Origin of the sequence: Paenibacillus sp. PAMC21692 (assembly GCF_014303795.1) — a bacterium.
Classification (GTDB): domain Bacteria; phylum Bacillota; class Bacilli; order Paenibacillales; family Paenibacillaceae; genus Pristimantibacillus; species Pristimantibacillus agaridevorans.
The window spans coordinates 8,219,359-8,233,500 of the sequence record NZ_CP060293.1 but is presented as its reverse complement, the minus strand read 5'-3'; the positions used below and the strand labels follow the sequence as shown (position 1 = coordinate 8,233,500).

Annotated in this window: 12 protein-coding genes; 7 read left to right on the top strand and 5 right to left on the bottom strand. The window is 56.7% G+C overall.

Annotation, left to right across the window (positions count from 1 at the left end; all coding sequences use genetic code 11):
- The first annotated feature begins 565 nt into the window (after positions 1–565).
- Positions 566–2,038 carry an RtcB family protein gene (locus H7F31_RS32715; protein ID WP_187102256.1) on the top strand — a complete coding sequence of 491 codons (1,473 nt, stop codon included), beginning with the start codon at positions 566–568 and terminating at the stop codon, positions 2,036–2,038.
- Complete coding sequence (locus H7F31_RS32710) at positions 2,016–3,332, top strand: AAA family ATPase (RefSeq protein WP_187105667.1); 1,317 nt, start codon at positions 2,016–2,018, stop codon at positions 3,330–3,332. Before H7F31_RS32715 ends, H7F31_RS32710 begins: the two co-directional genes overlap by 23 nt.
- Positions 3,333–3,483: 151 nt before the next feature.
- Here H7F31_RS32710 and H7F31_RS32705 read toward each other — a convergent pair whose 3' ends face one another.
- Positions 3,484–4,371, bottom strand: coding sequence for a LysR family transcriptional regulator (locus H7F31_RS32705; protein WP_187102255.1), 888 nt, complete (start codon positions 4,369–4,371; stop codon positions 3,484–3,486).
- Positions 4,372–4,487: 116 nt separating this feature from the next.
- On the opposite strand from H7F31_RS32705, the gene aroC reads away from it, so the two are divergent.
- Entirely contained in the window at positions 4,488–5,543 is a 1,056-nt protein-coding gene (gene aroC / locus H7F31_RS32700; RefSeq protein ID WP_187102254.1) for a chorismate synthase, read from the top strand.
- 362 nt (positions 5,544–5,905) lie between these two features.
- On the opposite strand, the gene H7F31_RS34425 is transcribed toward aroC, so the two are convergent.
- On the bottom strand, positions 5,906–6,034 hold the full coding sequence (locus H7F31_RS34425) for a hypothetical protein (RefSeq protein ID WP_261800225.1): 129 nt from the start codon (positions 6,032–6,034) through the stop codon (positions 5,906–5,908).
- 210 nt (positions 6,035–6,244) lie between these two features.
- On the opposite strand from H7F31_RS34425, the gene H7F31_RS32695 reads away from it, so the two are divergent.
- Positions 6,245–6,505 carry a hypothetical protein gene (locus tag H7F31_RS32695; RefSeq protein ID WP_187102253.1) on the top strand — a complete coding sequence of 87 codons (261 nt, stop codon included), beginning with the start codon at positions 6,245–6,247 and terminating at the stop codon, positions 6,503–6,505.
- Here the strand turns inward: H7F31_RS32695 and H7F31_RS32690 are convergent.
- The 3 genes from H7F31_RS32690 to udk form a co-directional block, all read right to left on the bottom strand.
- Positions 6,474–8,432 carry an alpha/beta fold hydrolase gene (locus H7F31_RS32690; RefSeq protein WP_187102252.1) on the bottom strand — a complete coding sequence of 653 codons (1,959 nt, stop codon included), beginning with the start codon at positions 8,430–8,432 and terminating at the stop codon, positions 6,474–6,476. The two genes, H7F31_RS32695 and H7F31_RS32690, sit on opposite strands and share 32 nt — an antisense overlap.
- Before the next feature lie 62 nt (positions 8,433–8,494).
- Positions 8,495–9,115 carry a TetR/AcrR family transcriptional regulator gene (locus H7F31_RS32685; RefSeq protein WP_261800224.1) on the bottom strand — a complete coding sequence of 207 codons (621 nt, stop codon included), beginning with the start codon at positions 9,113–9,115 and terminating at the stop codon, positions 8,495–8,497.
- A 90-nt stretch (positions 9,116–9,205) separates the two neighbouring features.
- Positions 9,206–9,823 carry a uridine kinase gene (udk, locus tag H7F31_RS32680; RefSeq protein ID WP_187102250.1) on the bottom strand — a complete coding sequence of 206 codons (618 nt, stop codon included), beginning with the start codon at positions 9,821–9,823 and terminating at the stop codon, positions 9,206–9,208.
- Positions 9,824–9,996: 173 nt separating this feature from the next.
- On the opposite strand from udk, the gene H7F31_RS32675 reads away from it, so the two are divergent.
- From H7F31_RS32675 to H7F31_RS32665, 3 genes are all read left to right on the top strand, one after another.
- Positions 9,997–10,551, top strand: a complete 555-nt coding sequence (locus tag H7F31_RS32675; protein WP_187102249.1) for a glycerol-3-phosphate responsive antiterminator — start codon at positions 9,997–9,999, stop codon at positions 10,549–10,551.
- Between the two features lie 98 nt (positions 10,552–10,649).
- Entirely contained in the window at positions 10,650–12,140 is a 1,491-nt protein-coding gene (glpK, locus tag H7F31_RS32670; RefSeq protein WP_187102248.1) for a glycerol kinase GlpK, read from the top strand.
- A gap of 361 nt (positions 12,141–12,501) precedes the next feature.
- Positions 12,502–14,124 carry a glycerol-3-phosphate dehydrogenase/oxidase gene (locus H7F31_RS32665; RefSeq protein ID WP_187105666.1) on the top strand — a complete coding sequence of 541 codons (1,623 nt, stop codon included), beginning with the start codon at positions 12,502–12,504 and terminating at the stop codon, positions 14,122–14,124.
- The last annotated feature ends 18 nt before the right edge of the window (positions 14,125–14,142 follow it).

Sequence of the window (14,142 nt, the reverse complement as noted above, 5' to 3'; positions counted from 1 at the left end):
CGGCACAATATCATACGCTTATTGTCCATCGGCCTCTACGGGCCTGATCTGAGAAAGAATTCGCGACATTTGTCTCCCTTGCAGAGCGGAGCGGTGAAGCGTTTGTCTTGTTGCACAGTTCAACCGTGAGCCCTCGGGCTTGCGGTTTTTTTCTTGGGGGAGCCTGCCGGACCCGCAGGGTGGGAATGAGTGTGAAATCACTGCGCGAGAACTCCCGCAAAGGTCTAACGGGATCCAGCCCCATGACACGAATAGAGGGAAAAGCTCCATCTACTCTCGCGCCAATCCATCTATATTTGGGACAATAGCAGGAAAGTGTCCCTCTAATTATCGTGAAATCGGCCGGAGGACTCGTAATTACGCAATATTGAGGGAACATTTCCCTTTAATTTGATGCAGAGACCCTAGGGGATCGAAATAGTGGGAGGTTTTCCCTTTGTTTTTGCTTGTCAGTCGGCCTAGCCGAATCTAAAAGCCGGGTACCGCGCCCCTGGCGCAAAGCAGGTCGGCGCCGCCGATCAATTCCGCGTCAAGAAACCAATGAAAAATAAAGGAGTACCGACATATGAGCACACAACAAACTTATTACAGACGAGTGGATCTGCCCGCAGGGGATCTGCATGTCTACGCCAGCGACCCGCTGTTCCACGGAATGGGGCACAAGGTCCTCGAGATGGCGAACAACAATTTGCAAATCCCGAATATCCGCTTCATGAGCTACACGCCGGACGCCCATGTCGGCGTCGGGACCTGCATCGGGACGACGGCGGTATGGGGGATGGAGAACGGATTCGTCTCGCCTTCCATCGTGGGCAGCGACATCGGCTGCGGCATGCGCGTCCACCTGACGAACATTCGCGAGGAAGAGCTTCGCGACGTTCGGCTGAGGCGCAAGCTGGTAAAGGCGATCGAACGGCTCATCCCGGTGGAGAACCACGCGAGGGGCTTCTTCTCCGATATCCGGCTGGAGCATGTGCTGCGCAAAGGGCTGCACGGTCTCCCGGGCAAATACGTGCCGGATGCCTACACGCCCAAGAAAGCGACTTCGCTTACGCATGTCGAGAGCAGCGGCTTCCGCTTCGATGAAGCCGAGCTCGACCGGCTGCCGGAGCATGTGTGGCATCGCGCCCATAGACAGCTGGGAACGCTGGGCGGCGGCAACCATTTTGTGGAGATTCAATCTCTACGCATCCATGAAGACAACCGCGAGATTGCGAATCAGTGGGGGCTTGAGGACGGCATGGTCGTCGTCATGATCCACTCCGGCTCCCGGGCATGGGGCGGCTCCGTCAACCAGTATTGCGGCTCCGAGGTAGCGAAGACGATGAGCCGCGCGGGACTCGGCACGGCAGATCCGAAGCTGCAGTTCGCGCCGCTGGACAGCGGGGCCGGGTACGCGTACGTAAACCTGATGTATTCCGCGCTTAACTTCGCCATTGTAAATCGCCATCTCATGGCTTTCGCGGTCCGCGAGGCTTTTAAGGAGACGCTGGGCAAGGCTGCCGAGCTTCGCACGTTATACGATTTGATGCATAACTACGCCTGCGAGGAGGGGGAAGGGGAGTCCGCCTACTTCGTCCACCGCAAAGGAGCGACCAAGTCGCTGCCCGCAGGCCATCCCGGCAACCCCGCGCCGTATTTGGAGACGGGACATCCCGCCCTTATCCCGGGTTCCATGGGGACGGCCTCCTATCTTATGGTCGGTGCCCCAGGCGGCGCGGCCAACTACCATTCTATCTGTCATGGAGCAGGCAGAATACGGTCGCGCAACGCGACGAAGCAGCTGGTCACGGTCGACGAATTCGCCCGTTCCATGCGCGTCGGCGAAGAGGACGAGATCGTGGTGAACCATCGCGGGCTGGAGGCTATTCTGGACGAATCCCCGCAAGCGTACAAGGACGTTGATGAAATCGTGGACAGCGTAGTCGGAGCGGGTCTGGCATCCGTTGTCGCGAAATGCCGCCCATGGCGACAATTAAAGGCATTTAACATAAAGGTGATGAACAATGAACAAGATGAACATCGTATTCAAACATGAACCGAAAACCGAAACGCCATTCATCGTGCGGTCCGCGGATGCCAAAGATAAAGGCGCGGCTATCGGCGGGAGGCATAACTACTTCAACTATGTGGCCATGATGGAACGGATCATGGTCAATCTGACGGAACGTTGGGATGCAGAGCCCAAGCTCTATTACCAGGATGAGAACAACGACGTCTGGGATGCGCTCTGCGAGGACATCCGCAGCGGCTACGAAGGGCTTCGGCATGTTGCCAGTCTGTACAATCTGGTAGAGACGAGCCAATTCCAGTTCGAGTCGGAGCCGGACCGGCGGCTGTCGGGCTACGAGATTCGTCCGTCCGCTCGCAACAACCTTTTCGTCTATGACAAGTTTCGTGTGGCCTTTGCCCGAATTCCGAGAGAGACGCAGTACGGGCTTGGCAACGAGGATATTATTTTCGCGGAGAATGATGAGGGGCTTGGAGCGTTCCTCGCCGATATGCGCAAGCGCCAGCTGGAGTGCAGGAAGCTGATCTTGTTTAGCGATACGCGCGACGGATTGGAGCAGGAGCGGATGAACCCCAAGAGCGAGGTGACGCGCGACGACGTATTTATGGAGGAGTCGCTCAAGACGCAAATTTACCGCTCGGTGGACGAATTTTTCAGTAATGAGGGACTGTTCTTCCAAGAGTATGGCATTCCGTATAAAAGGGGCATTTTGCTCTACGGCAAACCCGGCAACGGCAAAACGACGCTCGTCCGTTCGATCTCGGCTACCGTCGACGCGCCTGTCGCGTATTGGCAAATTACGGAGTATACGAACAGCGAGTCCATCGCCGAAGTGTTCGCGGCCGCGGCCCGCATGGCTCCGATGGTGCTCGTCATCGAGGATCTGGACTCCATGCCGGAGTCCTGCCGATCGTATTTCCTGAACACGCTGGACGGCGCCGCTTCCAAGGAAGGCGTCTTCCTGATCGGGACCACCAACTATCCGGAGAAGATCGATCCCGCTCTTATGAACCGGGCCGGTCGCTTCGACCGGGCATACGAGGTGAAGCTGCCGGACGAACGACTGCGTCTTGCCTATCTGACGCGCAAAGGCTTGGGCAGATTCGCCGCCGAGGACCAGATCGCCGATATCGCCCGCCGTACGGAGGGTTTTACTTTCGCGCAACTTGGCGAGCTCTACGTATCCGCTGCCCTGCAACGCCAGTACGAAGGGGAAGCGGATTTGGAACGGTTGGTCGAGGAGATGAAGTCGGATTACGCCAAGAGCCGCAGCGGCGACTGGATGGTCGCGGATAAGTCCCGCTCGATGGGATTTTTGTAAACTTCGAAAAGCCGGCCTCCATGCCAGGCTGTGCTGTCTGCCAGGAATGCGAGGCTCACTGGGCTGCTGCGGAAGACGCCACTGCCAGCCTCCATGCCTGGCCGAGTTGTCTCCCAGGAACGCGAGAAGCGCTGGTCTTCTGCGGAAGACGCTACTGCTGTGCTTGCAGCAGGTCCCGGAAGGACTCCGCCGCGATGGAGAGGGGAGCCTGCTTTCTGGCGGCAATGCCAATCTGCCGATCCGGCAGCGGGACCTCCGTGCGAAGCTCCAGGAGCGATCTCCGGGAGATGCCGGAGGCGATGAAGGCCCGGGGCAGGAACGTTACGCCATATCCCCGTTCCGCGAACTCGGCCAGCATATCCAAGCTGCTCAATTCGAAATCGGCTTTGGCCTCCATGCCTTGTGATTGGAACCAGCGTTCAACGTATTTGCGCGTTGAGCTTCCGGAGGAAAGCAGCAATAGCGGAAGCTTAGTAAGTTGTTCCGCCGATAAAGGTCCGTCCGCGTATTCCTCGAAGGCCGTTCCTGCCACGACGCAGTATGGGGAGATGCGCGATGCGACGATCTCGATCTCGTCGTCCGAGACCGGAAGATGGACGAAGCCGAGATCCAGCTCTCCTTTCTTTAGCCGATCGACAATACTGCTGGATTGATCCTGGATAAGCTGGATGTGGATATCCGGATAACGGTCTTGGAACGCATCCAGCGCCGGGAGCACGCTATCCCGAATAATGGCTCCGTTCGCGCCAATGCGCACAATCCCTTCATGCAATTGACGGAGATTGTTCATATGCCGTTCGGCGGCTCCCAGCTCCTCGAAGGCAAGTCGAACATGTCGATACAGCACCTTGCCCTCCTCGGTCAACTGCACGCCTTTAGGCAATCGATTAAACAGGGTAACGCCCAGCGTTTCTTCCAACTGCTTGATCGCGTAGCTGACGGAAGGCTGCGTCATATGAAGCTGCTGAGCGGCTTTGGTTAAATTCGAGGCTTCGGCGGCATACAGGAAAATGCGATACCACTCCGTATGAGACACCATTGACATCAACCCTCTCTATGACAGGAATCAAATATTGTAATTTCATTTATTCCAAGTATACCTCTAAAATGAAGAAGAGAACACTCGGACGATGAAAAAAGAGGGAGGCTTGCGTTATGGCGGGCAGCACATTCGGGGAACGATTGAAGATGACGACATTTGGTGAATCGCATGGACTGGAGGTGGGGGTCATCGTAGACGGCGTCACGCCTGGGGTCGAGCTGGACGAGGCCTATATTCAGGTTCAGATGGACCGCAGACGGCCCGGCCAATCCTCCGTAACGACGCCTCGGAAGGAATATGACAAAATTCGGATCGTATCCGGCATATTCGAAGGACGTACGACGGGCACGCCGTTATGCATCATCCTGAACAATACGGATATGAAGCCATCGGCATACGACGATATTAAGTCGTTGTACAGACCGGGGCATGCGGATTACACGTACGATCAGAAGTACGGCATTCGGGATTACCGGGGCAGCGGAAGAGCTTCGGGCAGGGAGACGGCAGCCCGCGTGGCGGCAGGAGCCGTGGCGCGCAAGCTGCTGGAGAAGCGGAACGTATCCGTACTCGCCTATACGAAGGAGATCGGCGGCATCCGCTGCGAAACGTTCGATCCCGATGCGATCGAGCGGAATGCGGTGCGGGCATGCGATCCCGTGGCGGCCGAGCGCATGATTAAGCACATCGAGGGATTGGCTCTGGAGGGCGACAGCTGCGGAGGCATCGTCGAGTGCAGAATCAGCGGCGTGGCGGCAGGTCTTGGCGAGCCGGTATTCGACAAGCTGGACGCGGAGCTCGCTAAGGCGATGCTGTCGATCGGCGCCATCAAAGGCATCGAGTTCGGGACGGGATTCCAGGCGGCCACTATGCGGGGCAGCGAGCATAACGACGAGATGGGTGCGGACGGCTTCAAGACAAATCATGCAGGCGGCATCATCGGCGGCATCAGTACGGGTGCGGACATCGTGTTCCGCGTTGTCGTCAAGCCCACCTCCTCCATCTCCAAGCCCCAGATGACGGTAGATGTGGAAGGAAACGAGAAGCCGATCACGACGATCGGCAGACATGATCCCAGCATTTGCCCTCGTGTTGTACCGGTTATCGAGGCGATGGTCTGCATGGTTATCGAGGACCATTATAAGCGGCAGGCCGCTTTGCTGGATTAATTTATGAGTCTCGCGCCTTGAGTTGCCTAACGGCAGCCGGGGCGTTTTTTGGCTGCAACGAAAAGGCTATTTGGCCAAACTATCGGTACGATAACGCGATTAGAAAAACAATTGTACGAAAATACACAAATATAGCCGAGAATGAGCTAGATATCCGTATATTTGTACAAATATACATAAATTTTGGTTTGAAAGACTTCAAAGAAACGGTGTAGAGCGAGGATTTGTGTATATTCGTACAAATTGCGATCCAGGGGTTGCTGGCATCGGTAAAATTGAGTAAAAATGCACAATTAATGGTGAAGGTACCGGGTGTTCAGGTCACACACGGTATTAAGTTCATACAATGTTGCGATCCTGCATCAGCGGATTCCAATCAGGAATAGTTCCAGCAGCGCCGGAATGCCATGAAGCACGTACGCAAGGATGGAGACGCTGCGCACGCTGATGCAGCTGACATCGATCGGTCTAGCGTTACTTACCTGCAGCAATCCGGTGTAACTTCCCAGGTTCACCAAATTGAAATATAATCCAATTGTTAAACTTAAATCCCAAAGTATACCATCGTATTTTGTCGGAATTGTAGTTAGAATCTTGTCAGAAAGAATTGCGTTTCGACTACGCGCTTCGACACCCCTCTGCGATCAAGCTCGCTATACTAGTCATAGAGATTATTACTCAAGATGACGGAGGGGCGCTATTTGGACAAAAAATCGCTTAGAAAGAGGACGGCCTGGTTCATCCACATAGAAATCGATCGGGTTGTTGCCAATTTAAAAAACGGGGTCGTTGGCAAGGAGCATGCGCTCGGGAGCCTCAATACGTTGCATCAGATGGCCTCTACACTTAAGGACATCGATTCTATGCAGCATGTATGCAAAGTGATGAACTGCATTATCGATTCGGCGCATACGACAGGCGCATTCTATTTTACGGAGTATCGAAGAGAAGCTCGGGGTTGATGGAATCCCGAAGGTCGGCCAACTGTCCATCGATCCAAGCTGCCGTCTCGAGCGGCCGGGAGATGGGGAATTGATGGCCGAAAGGCAAGGTCTCCACATGGCATTCCTGCAAGGCGAACGGTATCCGCCAAACGGCATCCGCTTTGCCCCACAGGATGGCGGCTTTGCCCCGTTTCCATGCCGGCGGCATCGGCAAGAAAGTATCCGCGCGAGTTAAATGCCGGGAAATCTCCGCCGTCGTCGACAACACTCTGGGAGAAGCCAGCTCCTCCCGGACGTAACGAACATAGTCCTCCGGCACATTCTCGCTCATGGCGAAGGTGCCGGATTTTTTGAGCTGTTTGGAGATCAGGCGAAACGAGCCGCGCCTGAACAAGCGGGCGCTCAGCTTCGGGAAACGATACGCGGCCTTGCGTACGGGATGAAGCGCAGGCTGGAGCAGAAGCAGCTTGCGAACGGCGCCGGGCACGCTCTCCATCGCTTTCGCCGCAATCAAACCGCCAAAGGAATGGCCGATCAGCACGACAGGTTCGTCGAAGCTTCGCAGCAGGCGAGAGAGACCCTCAACGTACCCTTCGATGACCGAAGGATGATGGTGGTAAGGCGCGCGACCGAGACCGGGAAGCTCAAGGATCAGCTTGGGCCCGTCATGCCTGACTGCCCGGGCAAGCGGCAGCAGCTGTTCGGCGGAGCTGTAGATGCCGGGAACTAATAAGAGCGGCATGGGTTGACCGGCGCTCGATAGCGATGAATTCCGATTAGCGGAAGGGAGGCTAACCTCTTCCGAAATAACCTTCGCCGTAATACCCGACGCTGACCGAATCCCATCCTCCAATACCAGAAGCGTCATCCCCTCGCGGACATGAAGATTTACATCCCCGGGAAGCTTGCGGTCCTGATGGCTCAGCCGATAGTCGAGATCGGTTACCACGCGGCGAAGCGTCTCTTGGTTGACGGCAAGGCCTCGCAGTACGCGCTCCTTGGATGCCGTCGGAAACTCTTTTCGCACGATGAAGTTCATCGATTCGGAGGGGATGCCGAGCAGCCGGCTGCCGCCCCAGGACAACAACCGTTGCATCAAGGCGGGTGGAGCCGCGGCGAGCGGAGACATCACTCTCAGCTCCCGGGCAATAAGCTTTGTCAGCTCCTGCATGGCAAGACTGTCCCCCTTGTCATCGAGCAAATAATAAGTATCGCTGACGGCAGGTTTCTCTCCGACCAACCTTGCGATAAACGCCGCCGTATGATCGACATGGACCATGGGCAGCCAATGATCCGCCCCGCCGGGAGACAGGGGCATCGCACCTTTGCGAACGGCATCGACGAGAATGCCGAGTCCGCCCGTCTGCTCTGTCTCGCCGGTGGCGGAGTGGCCGACCACGACGCTGGGATTGACGGTAGACAAGGTTATTTCAAGCGGTCGCAAAGCCTTGCGAATATAGGAATCGGCCTCGAACTTCATGATCTCGTAAGGCGGGGCGTGGCCGCCGGAGCCGGACAGATCGGTCAGCGCGTTGCTCTCGTCGTACGGGCTCATGAATCCGACGACATGAACGAAGTGATTCAGCTTGCCCTCCCTGACAAGACTCTCCGCAAGTCCGGCCGCTTCCCGGGCCGCTTCGCGGAACACGATCTCGGCCTCGGTCAGATCCAGTCCGATATTCATCGGTCCGCCGGCATGGATAAACGTATCGCAATTCAGCAATTGTGCGATATTCTCCTTGGAAAGCCCCAGCTTCGGCAAGGTCAGGTCGCCGATCATCGGCACGATTGTTTGTCCCATATCCGTCATTCGCAGTTCTTCTAGCACGGCTTCGAACTTCGACAGCGAACGTACAAGCGCATAGACGCGATGACCCTCCACCGCCAACTTCTTCAAGAGTGGTTTGCCTATAAATCCAGTTCCCCCGGTCAAAAATATGTTCACTTTTCATCCGTCCCATCCATTTAATTTTATAGTACCAATCGGTACTAAATTACCTAAAAAAATTACTTTAGCAAAAGCGCTAAAGCAGGCAATACATCCTTTAGTATCCCATTCATGCCGGTGCTCTGGCCAACAAACAATCCGCCTTCGATCACGGAGACGATCATTGCGGCCGTCGCGTGCGCGGGCAGCTCCCTGCGCAGCTCGCCTCGGCCGATTCCATCCAAAAGCAAGGCTTCCAGGCTGCTCAGCTGTCCGGCGAAAAAAAGCCGGAATTTCTCTTTGGCGGCGGGATATTCGCCAGCTGTCTGGACGTACAGCGTCAAGAAAGGACATCCGCCGAGATAGTCGTTATTTTCGTTCTCCAGGGATAGGGCGCGGACGACCCTCTCAAGCTTGTCGTAGACGGACAACTCTTCTTCCGCCAGAATGGCCGCAAGCCTTCGCTCGTAATGCGACGTCAAGCCGTCCACGATCGTGAGCAAGAGCTCCTCCTTGCTCTTAAAGTAATAATAGATATTCGTCTTGGAAACATGGCTGTAGGCGACGATGTCATCCATACTGGTGACTGCCACGCCCCGGGTCAAGAAGAGATGTGACGCGGCTTCCAGAGCAATTTCACGATTGGATTTCGTACGTTTTGTTGGAGTCATATTAGTACTATACGGTACTATATTCAACATGTCAATCCATGACACCAGTGATGACGCTAAGAAGCGGACGAAAGCGGCGAGCCCATAACCCGCCGCCATTCAGCCTGCAATGCCCGAAGTTTATGCTTCGGCGAGCACGTTCTCCATAAGCGCGGTGAGGAGCTGGATGCCAACCTGATTATGCCCGCCTTCGGGGATGATGAGGTCGGCGTATTTTTTGGACGGCTCGATAAAGGCTTCATGCATCGGTTTTACCGTCTCCAGATATTGGTCGTAAATGGACTGTATGCTGCGGCCGCGTTCCTGAATATCCCGCAGCACCCTGCGTAGAATGCGGACGTCCGGGTCGGTATCGACGAACACTTTGATATCGAGCAGATCCCGCACATGCTGGTCGGCCAGCACGAGCAGCCCTTCCAGCACGACGATGCGGTTTGGCAGAAGCTCCATCGTCTCGGTCTCGGAGCGGGCGTGACGGGAGAAGTCGTAGACCGGCGCGACGGCCCGACGTCCCTCGCGCAGAAGCTTGAGATCGCGAATAAGCAATTCGTTGTCGAAGGCCAGCGGGTGATCGTAATTGAGGCGCTCGCGTTCTTCGAGGATAAGCTCTGGGAAATTTTTATAATAATTGTCCTGCGAGATGAATGTGACTTTGTCTGCGCCGATCCGGTCGATGACGGAACGCGCGACGGTTGTTTTGCCGGAGCCGGTGCCTCCTGCGATACCGATAATTAACATGGGCGAAGCTTCACCCTCCTAGTCCTGGATGCGTTTGAGATCACCGTATTGTAGCATATGACAGCCCCTATTTCACCATGCGGAAAACAGCTGGAGTAAATTTGCTATTTGCGCTTGGACCGCACTTCGTATTACCTTAGTGTGTAGGATGACTGATTCGGGAGGTGGCGGGTATGCCGCTGTTGACGAGGGAGCAGAGCTTGCTTCCGGCGGCTCGAAAGGCGAAGGAAGTAGAGGCGATTATCGCGTCGCCCTATACGTACATGGTTCTGCTGGGCGGGCATCTGGGACATGTTCAAGGGCTTGTCGATCTGGCCAGAGCCGGCGGCAAAAAAGTGCTTCTGCACGCCGATCTCATCGACGGCCTTAAGAATGACGAATACGCGGCGGAGTATCTATGCCAGACGATTCGCCCGGCAGGGCTTATCTCGACGCGCGCGGGCGTGATCGCCCGGACGAAGCAAGCAGGGCTTATCGCCGTACAGAGGCTGTTCCTGCTGGATTCGGATGCGCTGGAGAAGAGCTGCAAGCTGCTGGAGAAGACGCAGCCCGATTACGTCGAGGTGCTGCCGGGACTAATGCCCGAGATTATCGCGGAAGTGAAGGAGCGGACCGGCATCCCCGTCATAGCGGGCGGACTGATACGCACCAAGGAGCATGTGCGGCAGGCGCTGGCGGCGGGCGCCGCCGCGATTACGACGTCGCGGAGCGAGCTTTGGCGGGAATAGGACCGCAGTATGGGATTCGGTTTAATGAATTGTGATCATTTATCGGTTTAAGGATTGATCGATAGTTGTTGAACCATCTGGTATGAGGAGGAAGCGTTGTGGAAACCTATATGTTATCGCTGGATCAGGGGACGACCAGCACGAGAGCGCTGCTTGTAGACCGCATGGGGCGGATCGCTGGCATCGCGCGAGAGGAGCTTAAACTTGATTACCCATCGCCTGGCGCCGTGGAAGCGGATGCATTGGATATTTGGGAATCAACGAAACGTGTCATGCGCGGCGTGTTGAAGGAAACGGGCGCGCGGCCGGAGCAGATTGCGGGCATCGGCATTACGAATCAGAGAGAGACGACGATCGTCTGGGACAAAGCGACAGGAGAGCCCATTCATGCAGCGATTGTCTGGCAGTCTCGCCAGTCGGCCGATATTTGCAACAGTCTTAAAGCCGATGGACACGGGGACAATATTCATGCTCGCACGGGGCTGTTGATCGACGCTTATTTCTCCGGGACCAAAATCGCTTGGCTGCTGGAGCATGTGGACGGCGCCCGGGAACGCGCCGAGCGCGGGGAGCTGCTATTCGGCACGGTCGAGACGTGGCTCATCTGGAAGTTGACAGGCGGAAAGGTGCATGTGACGGATGTATCGAATGCGTCGCGCACGCTGTTGTTCAACATTCATGATCGCGGGTGGGATGATGAGCTGTTGAGCTTGCTCCACATCCCTCGCGCGATGCTGCCGGAAGTGAAGTCCAGCTCCGAAATTTACGGATACACGGAGGAATCGTTGCTGGGGCTTGCCCTTCCGATCTCCGGCGCCGCCGGCGACCAGCAAGCCGCGCTGTTCGGACAGAACGCCTTCCGCAAGGGAGCGACGAAAAATACGTACGGGACGGGCTGCTTTATGCTCATGAATACCGGCGAGCAAGCGATCATGTCGCAGAAGGGACTGCTCACTACGATCGCCTGGGAGCTGGACGGAAAGCTGGAATACGCGCTGGAGGGCAGCGTATTCGTGGCCGGTGCTGCCATCCAGTGGCTGCGCGACGGGCTGGAGCTGATCGAATCGGCTTCCGAGACGGAGGCGCTGGCGGCCGAAGCGGGAGGAACGGAAGGCGTTTATGTCGTGCCCGCTTTCGTGGGTCTTGGCACGCCGTATTGGAACAGCGATGTACGAGGCTCCGTATTCGGTCTGACGCGGGGCACGACCAAGGCGCACTTCGTGCGCGCAGTGCTGGAATCGCTGGCGTATCAGACGAAGGATGTGCTCAAGGTGATGGAGGAGGAAGCCGGCGTCCATCTGGAATCGCTGGCGGTGGATGGAGGCGCAGTGTCGAATGGTCTTCTGATGCAGTTCCAGAGCGATTTGCTCGGCGTACCGGTCGAGCGTCCGCTATCGCTGGAATCCACGGCTCTTGGAGCGGCTTATTTGGCCGGTCTCGCCGTAGGTTTCTGGAAGGATAAGACCGAGATCGAGGCGCTGCGCCAGGTGGATCGTCTATTCGAGCCTGCCATGGACGATGTCCGCAGACAAGAGTTATATGGCGGCTGGAAGCGGGCGGTTGCGGCGGCGATGGCATTTAGCAACTGAACAGTCTAGGCTTGCGATCGGCTTTGGCACATGCTATAGTGAGGTTAAGTTAATAAAGGTCGGAGATTCGGAGAAACCGTTTAGGCCATCAGCCTTCCACAAGGGAGGAGGATGGTCTGGGCGGTTTTTTTCGATTTCTATAGTGTTTCAGGTTTCAATTTGGAGACCGTGGGGATGAGCATAATACTGGCATTCGGGTAATGATAAACATAACGTGTCTACAGGAGAGCGAACGGAGGAATCGGATATGGAACAAGAACGAATAGGAACAGGGAACGAAGCAGGCGAATTCGGAGGAGGATTCGGGCAGGCCAGCGATACGGCTTTCGGAGCGAGCAGCCGTAGCGGCAGTCTTCGCGCGATGGCGGCCGGTCAGTTGGATGTATTGATCATCGGGGGAGGCATTACGGGGGCCGGTATCGCCCTGGACGCGGCGTCTCGGGGGATGAGAGTCGGACTGGTAGAAATGCAGGACTTCGCGGCGGGCACGTCGAGCCGTTCGACGAAGCTGGTGCACGGGGGTCTGCGGTACTTGAAGCAGCTGGAGATCGGCGTCGTCGCCGAGGTAGGCAAGGAACGCGCCATCGTATACGAGAACGGACCGCATGTGACGACTCCGGAGTGGATGCTGCTGCCGTTTTACAAGGGCGGAACATTCGGAAAGTTCACCACGTCGATCGGCCTCAGAGTGTATGACTTCCTGGCGGGCGTCAAGCGGAGCGAGCGCAGGAAGATGCTTGGCAAGGCCGAGACGCTGGCAAAGGAACCACTGCTAAAGGAGGACGGCATAAAGGGCGGCGGCTATTATGTCGAATATCGGACGGACGATGCGAGACTGACGATCGAGGTGCTCAAAAAGGCGATCGATTCCGGAGCCATGGCGGTCAACTATGCGCGTGCAGAGAAGCTGCTGTATGACGGCAAGGGGACGGTACAAGGAGCGGAAGTGCACGATATCATCGACGGAACAACGCATCGATTGTCGGCCACTTACGTTATCAATGCGGCGGGCCCATGGGTCGACAACGTGCGCGAGCTGGACGGCTCTAAACGGGGCAAGACGCTTCGCTTGACCAAAGGCGTGCATTTGGTATTCGACGGAGGCAGATTTCCGCTGCGGCAGGCGGTGTACTTCGATACGCCGGACGGCCGCATGGTGTTTGCGATTCCGCGCGACGGCAAGACTTACTTCGGCACGACGGATACGAACTATGCGGGCGATACGGCCCATCCGGCCATGACGGCCGCTGACCGCGACTATTTGCTGACAGCCGCGAACGGCATGTTCCCTCGACTTCGGCTGACGTCCACGGACGTGGAGTCGAGCTGGGCCGGACTGCGGCCGCTTATCCAACAGGAAGGAAAGTCCCCGTCGGAGGTATCCCGCCGAGATGAGCTATTCGTATCGGAATCCGGCTTGCTGTCGATCGCGGGCGGCAAGCTGACGGGGTATCGCAAGATGGCGGAGAACGTTGTCGACAAGGTTGTCTCGCTCATGAAGAGCAACGGCAACGGCGGGTCGTACGGCAGCAGTATGACGCGCGATCTGCCGATCTCGGGCGGTGACGTAGGCGGCTCTGCGCGATTCGAAGCTTATGTCCGTTCGGCTATTGCAGATGGAGAGAGGGCAGGCTTCAGCAGACGCGATGCGGACTTCCTGACAAGGCGATACGGCTCGAACGTTGGCAGAATCTTTGACGACGCCGAACAATCCGGCCGATTGGCCAGTGTCTACGGACTGCCGGCGGATTTGGCCGCGATGCTGCGGTATTCGATGCTTCACGAAATGGCGGTCACGCCGGCCGACTTCTTCGTCCGCCGCACGGGGGATCTTTTCTTCCGCATGGACGCGGTCCGCGCATGGAAGGAGCCCGTTATCCGGGCCATGGAGCAGGAGCTCGGCTGGAGCGTGGAGCAGCGCGAACGTTATGTGGCGGAACTGGATACGCTTATTCGCGAGGCGGTCACGCCGGCGCAGCCTTAATCGGCAACTGCGATTGAA

Excerpts from the sequence above, each read along its gene's own strand:
- H7F31_RS32715 (WP_187102256.1), top strand. The coding sequence starts at position 566 with ATGAGCACACAACAAACTTATTACAGACGAGTGGATCTGCCCGCAGGG.
- H7F31_RS32665 (WP_187105666.1), top strand. The coding sequence starts at position 12,502 with ATGGCGGCCGGTCAGTTGGATGTATTGATCATCGGGGGAGGCATTACG.
- aroC (WP_187102254.1), top strand. The coding sequence starts at position 4,488 with ATGGCGGGCAGCACATTCGGGGAACGATTGAAGATGACGACATTTGGT.
- H7F31_RS32705 (WP_187102255.1), bottom strand. The coding sequence starts at position 4,371 with ATGGTGTCTCATACGGAGTGGTATCGCATTTTCCTGTATGCCGCCGAA.
- H7F31_RS32675 (WP_187102249.1), top strand. The coding sequence starts at position 9,997 with ATGCCGCTGTTGACGAGGGAGCAGAGCTTGCTTCCGGCGGCTCGAAAG.
- udk (WP_187102250.1), bottom strand. The coding sequence starts at position 9,823 with ATGTTAATTATCGGTATCGCAGGAGGCACCGGCTCCGGCAAAACAACC.
- H7F31_RS32685 (WP_261800224.1), bottom strand. The coding sequence starts at position 9,115 with ATGTTGAATATAGTACCGTATAGTACTAATATGACTCCAACAAAACGT.
- H7F31_RS32710 (WP_187105667.1), top strand. The coding sequence starts at position 2,016 with ATGAACATCGTATTCAAACATGAACCGAAAACCGAAACGCCATTCATC.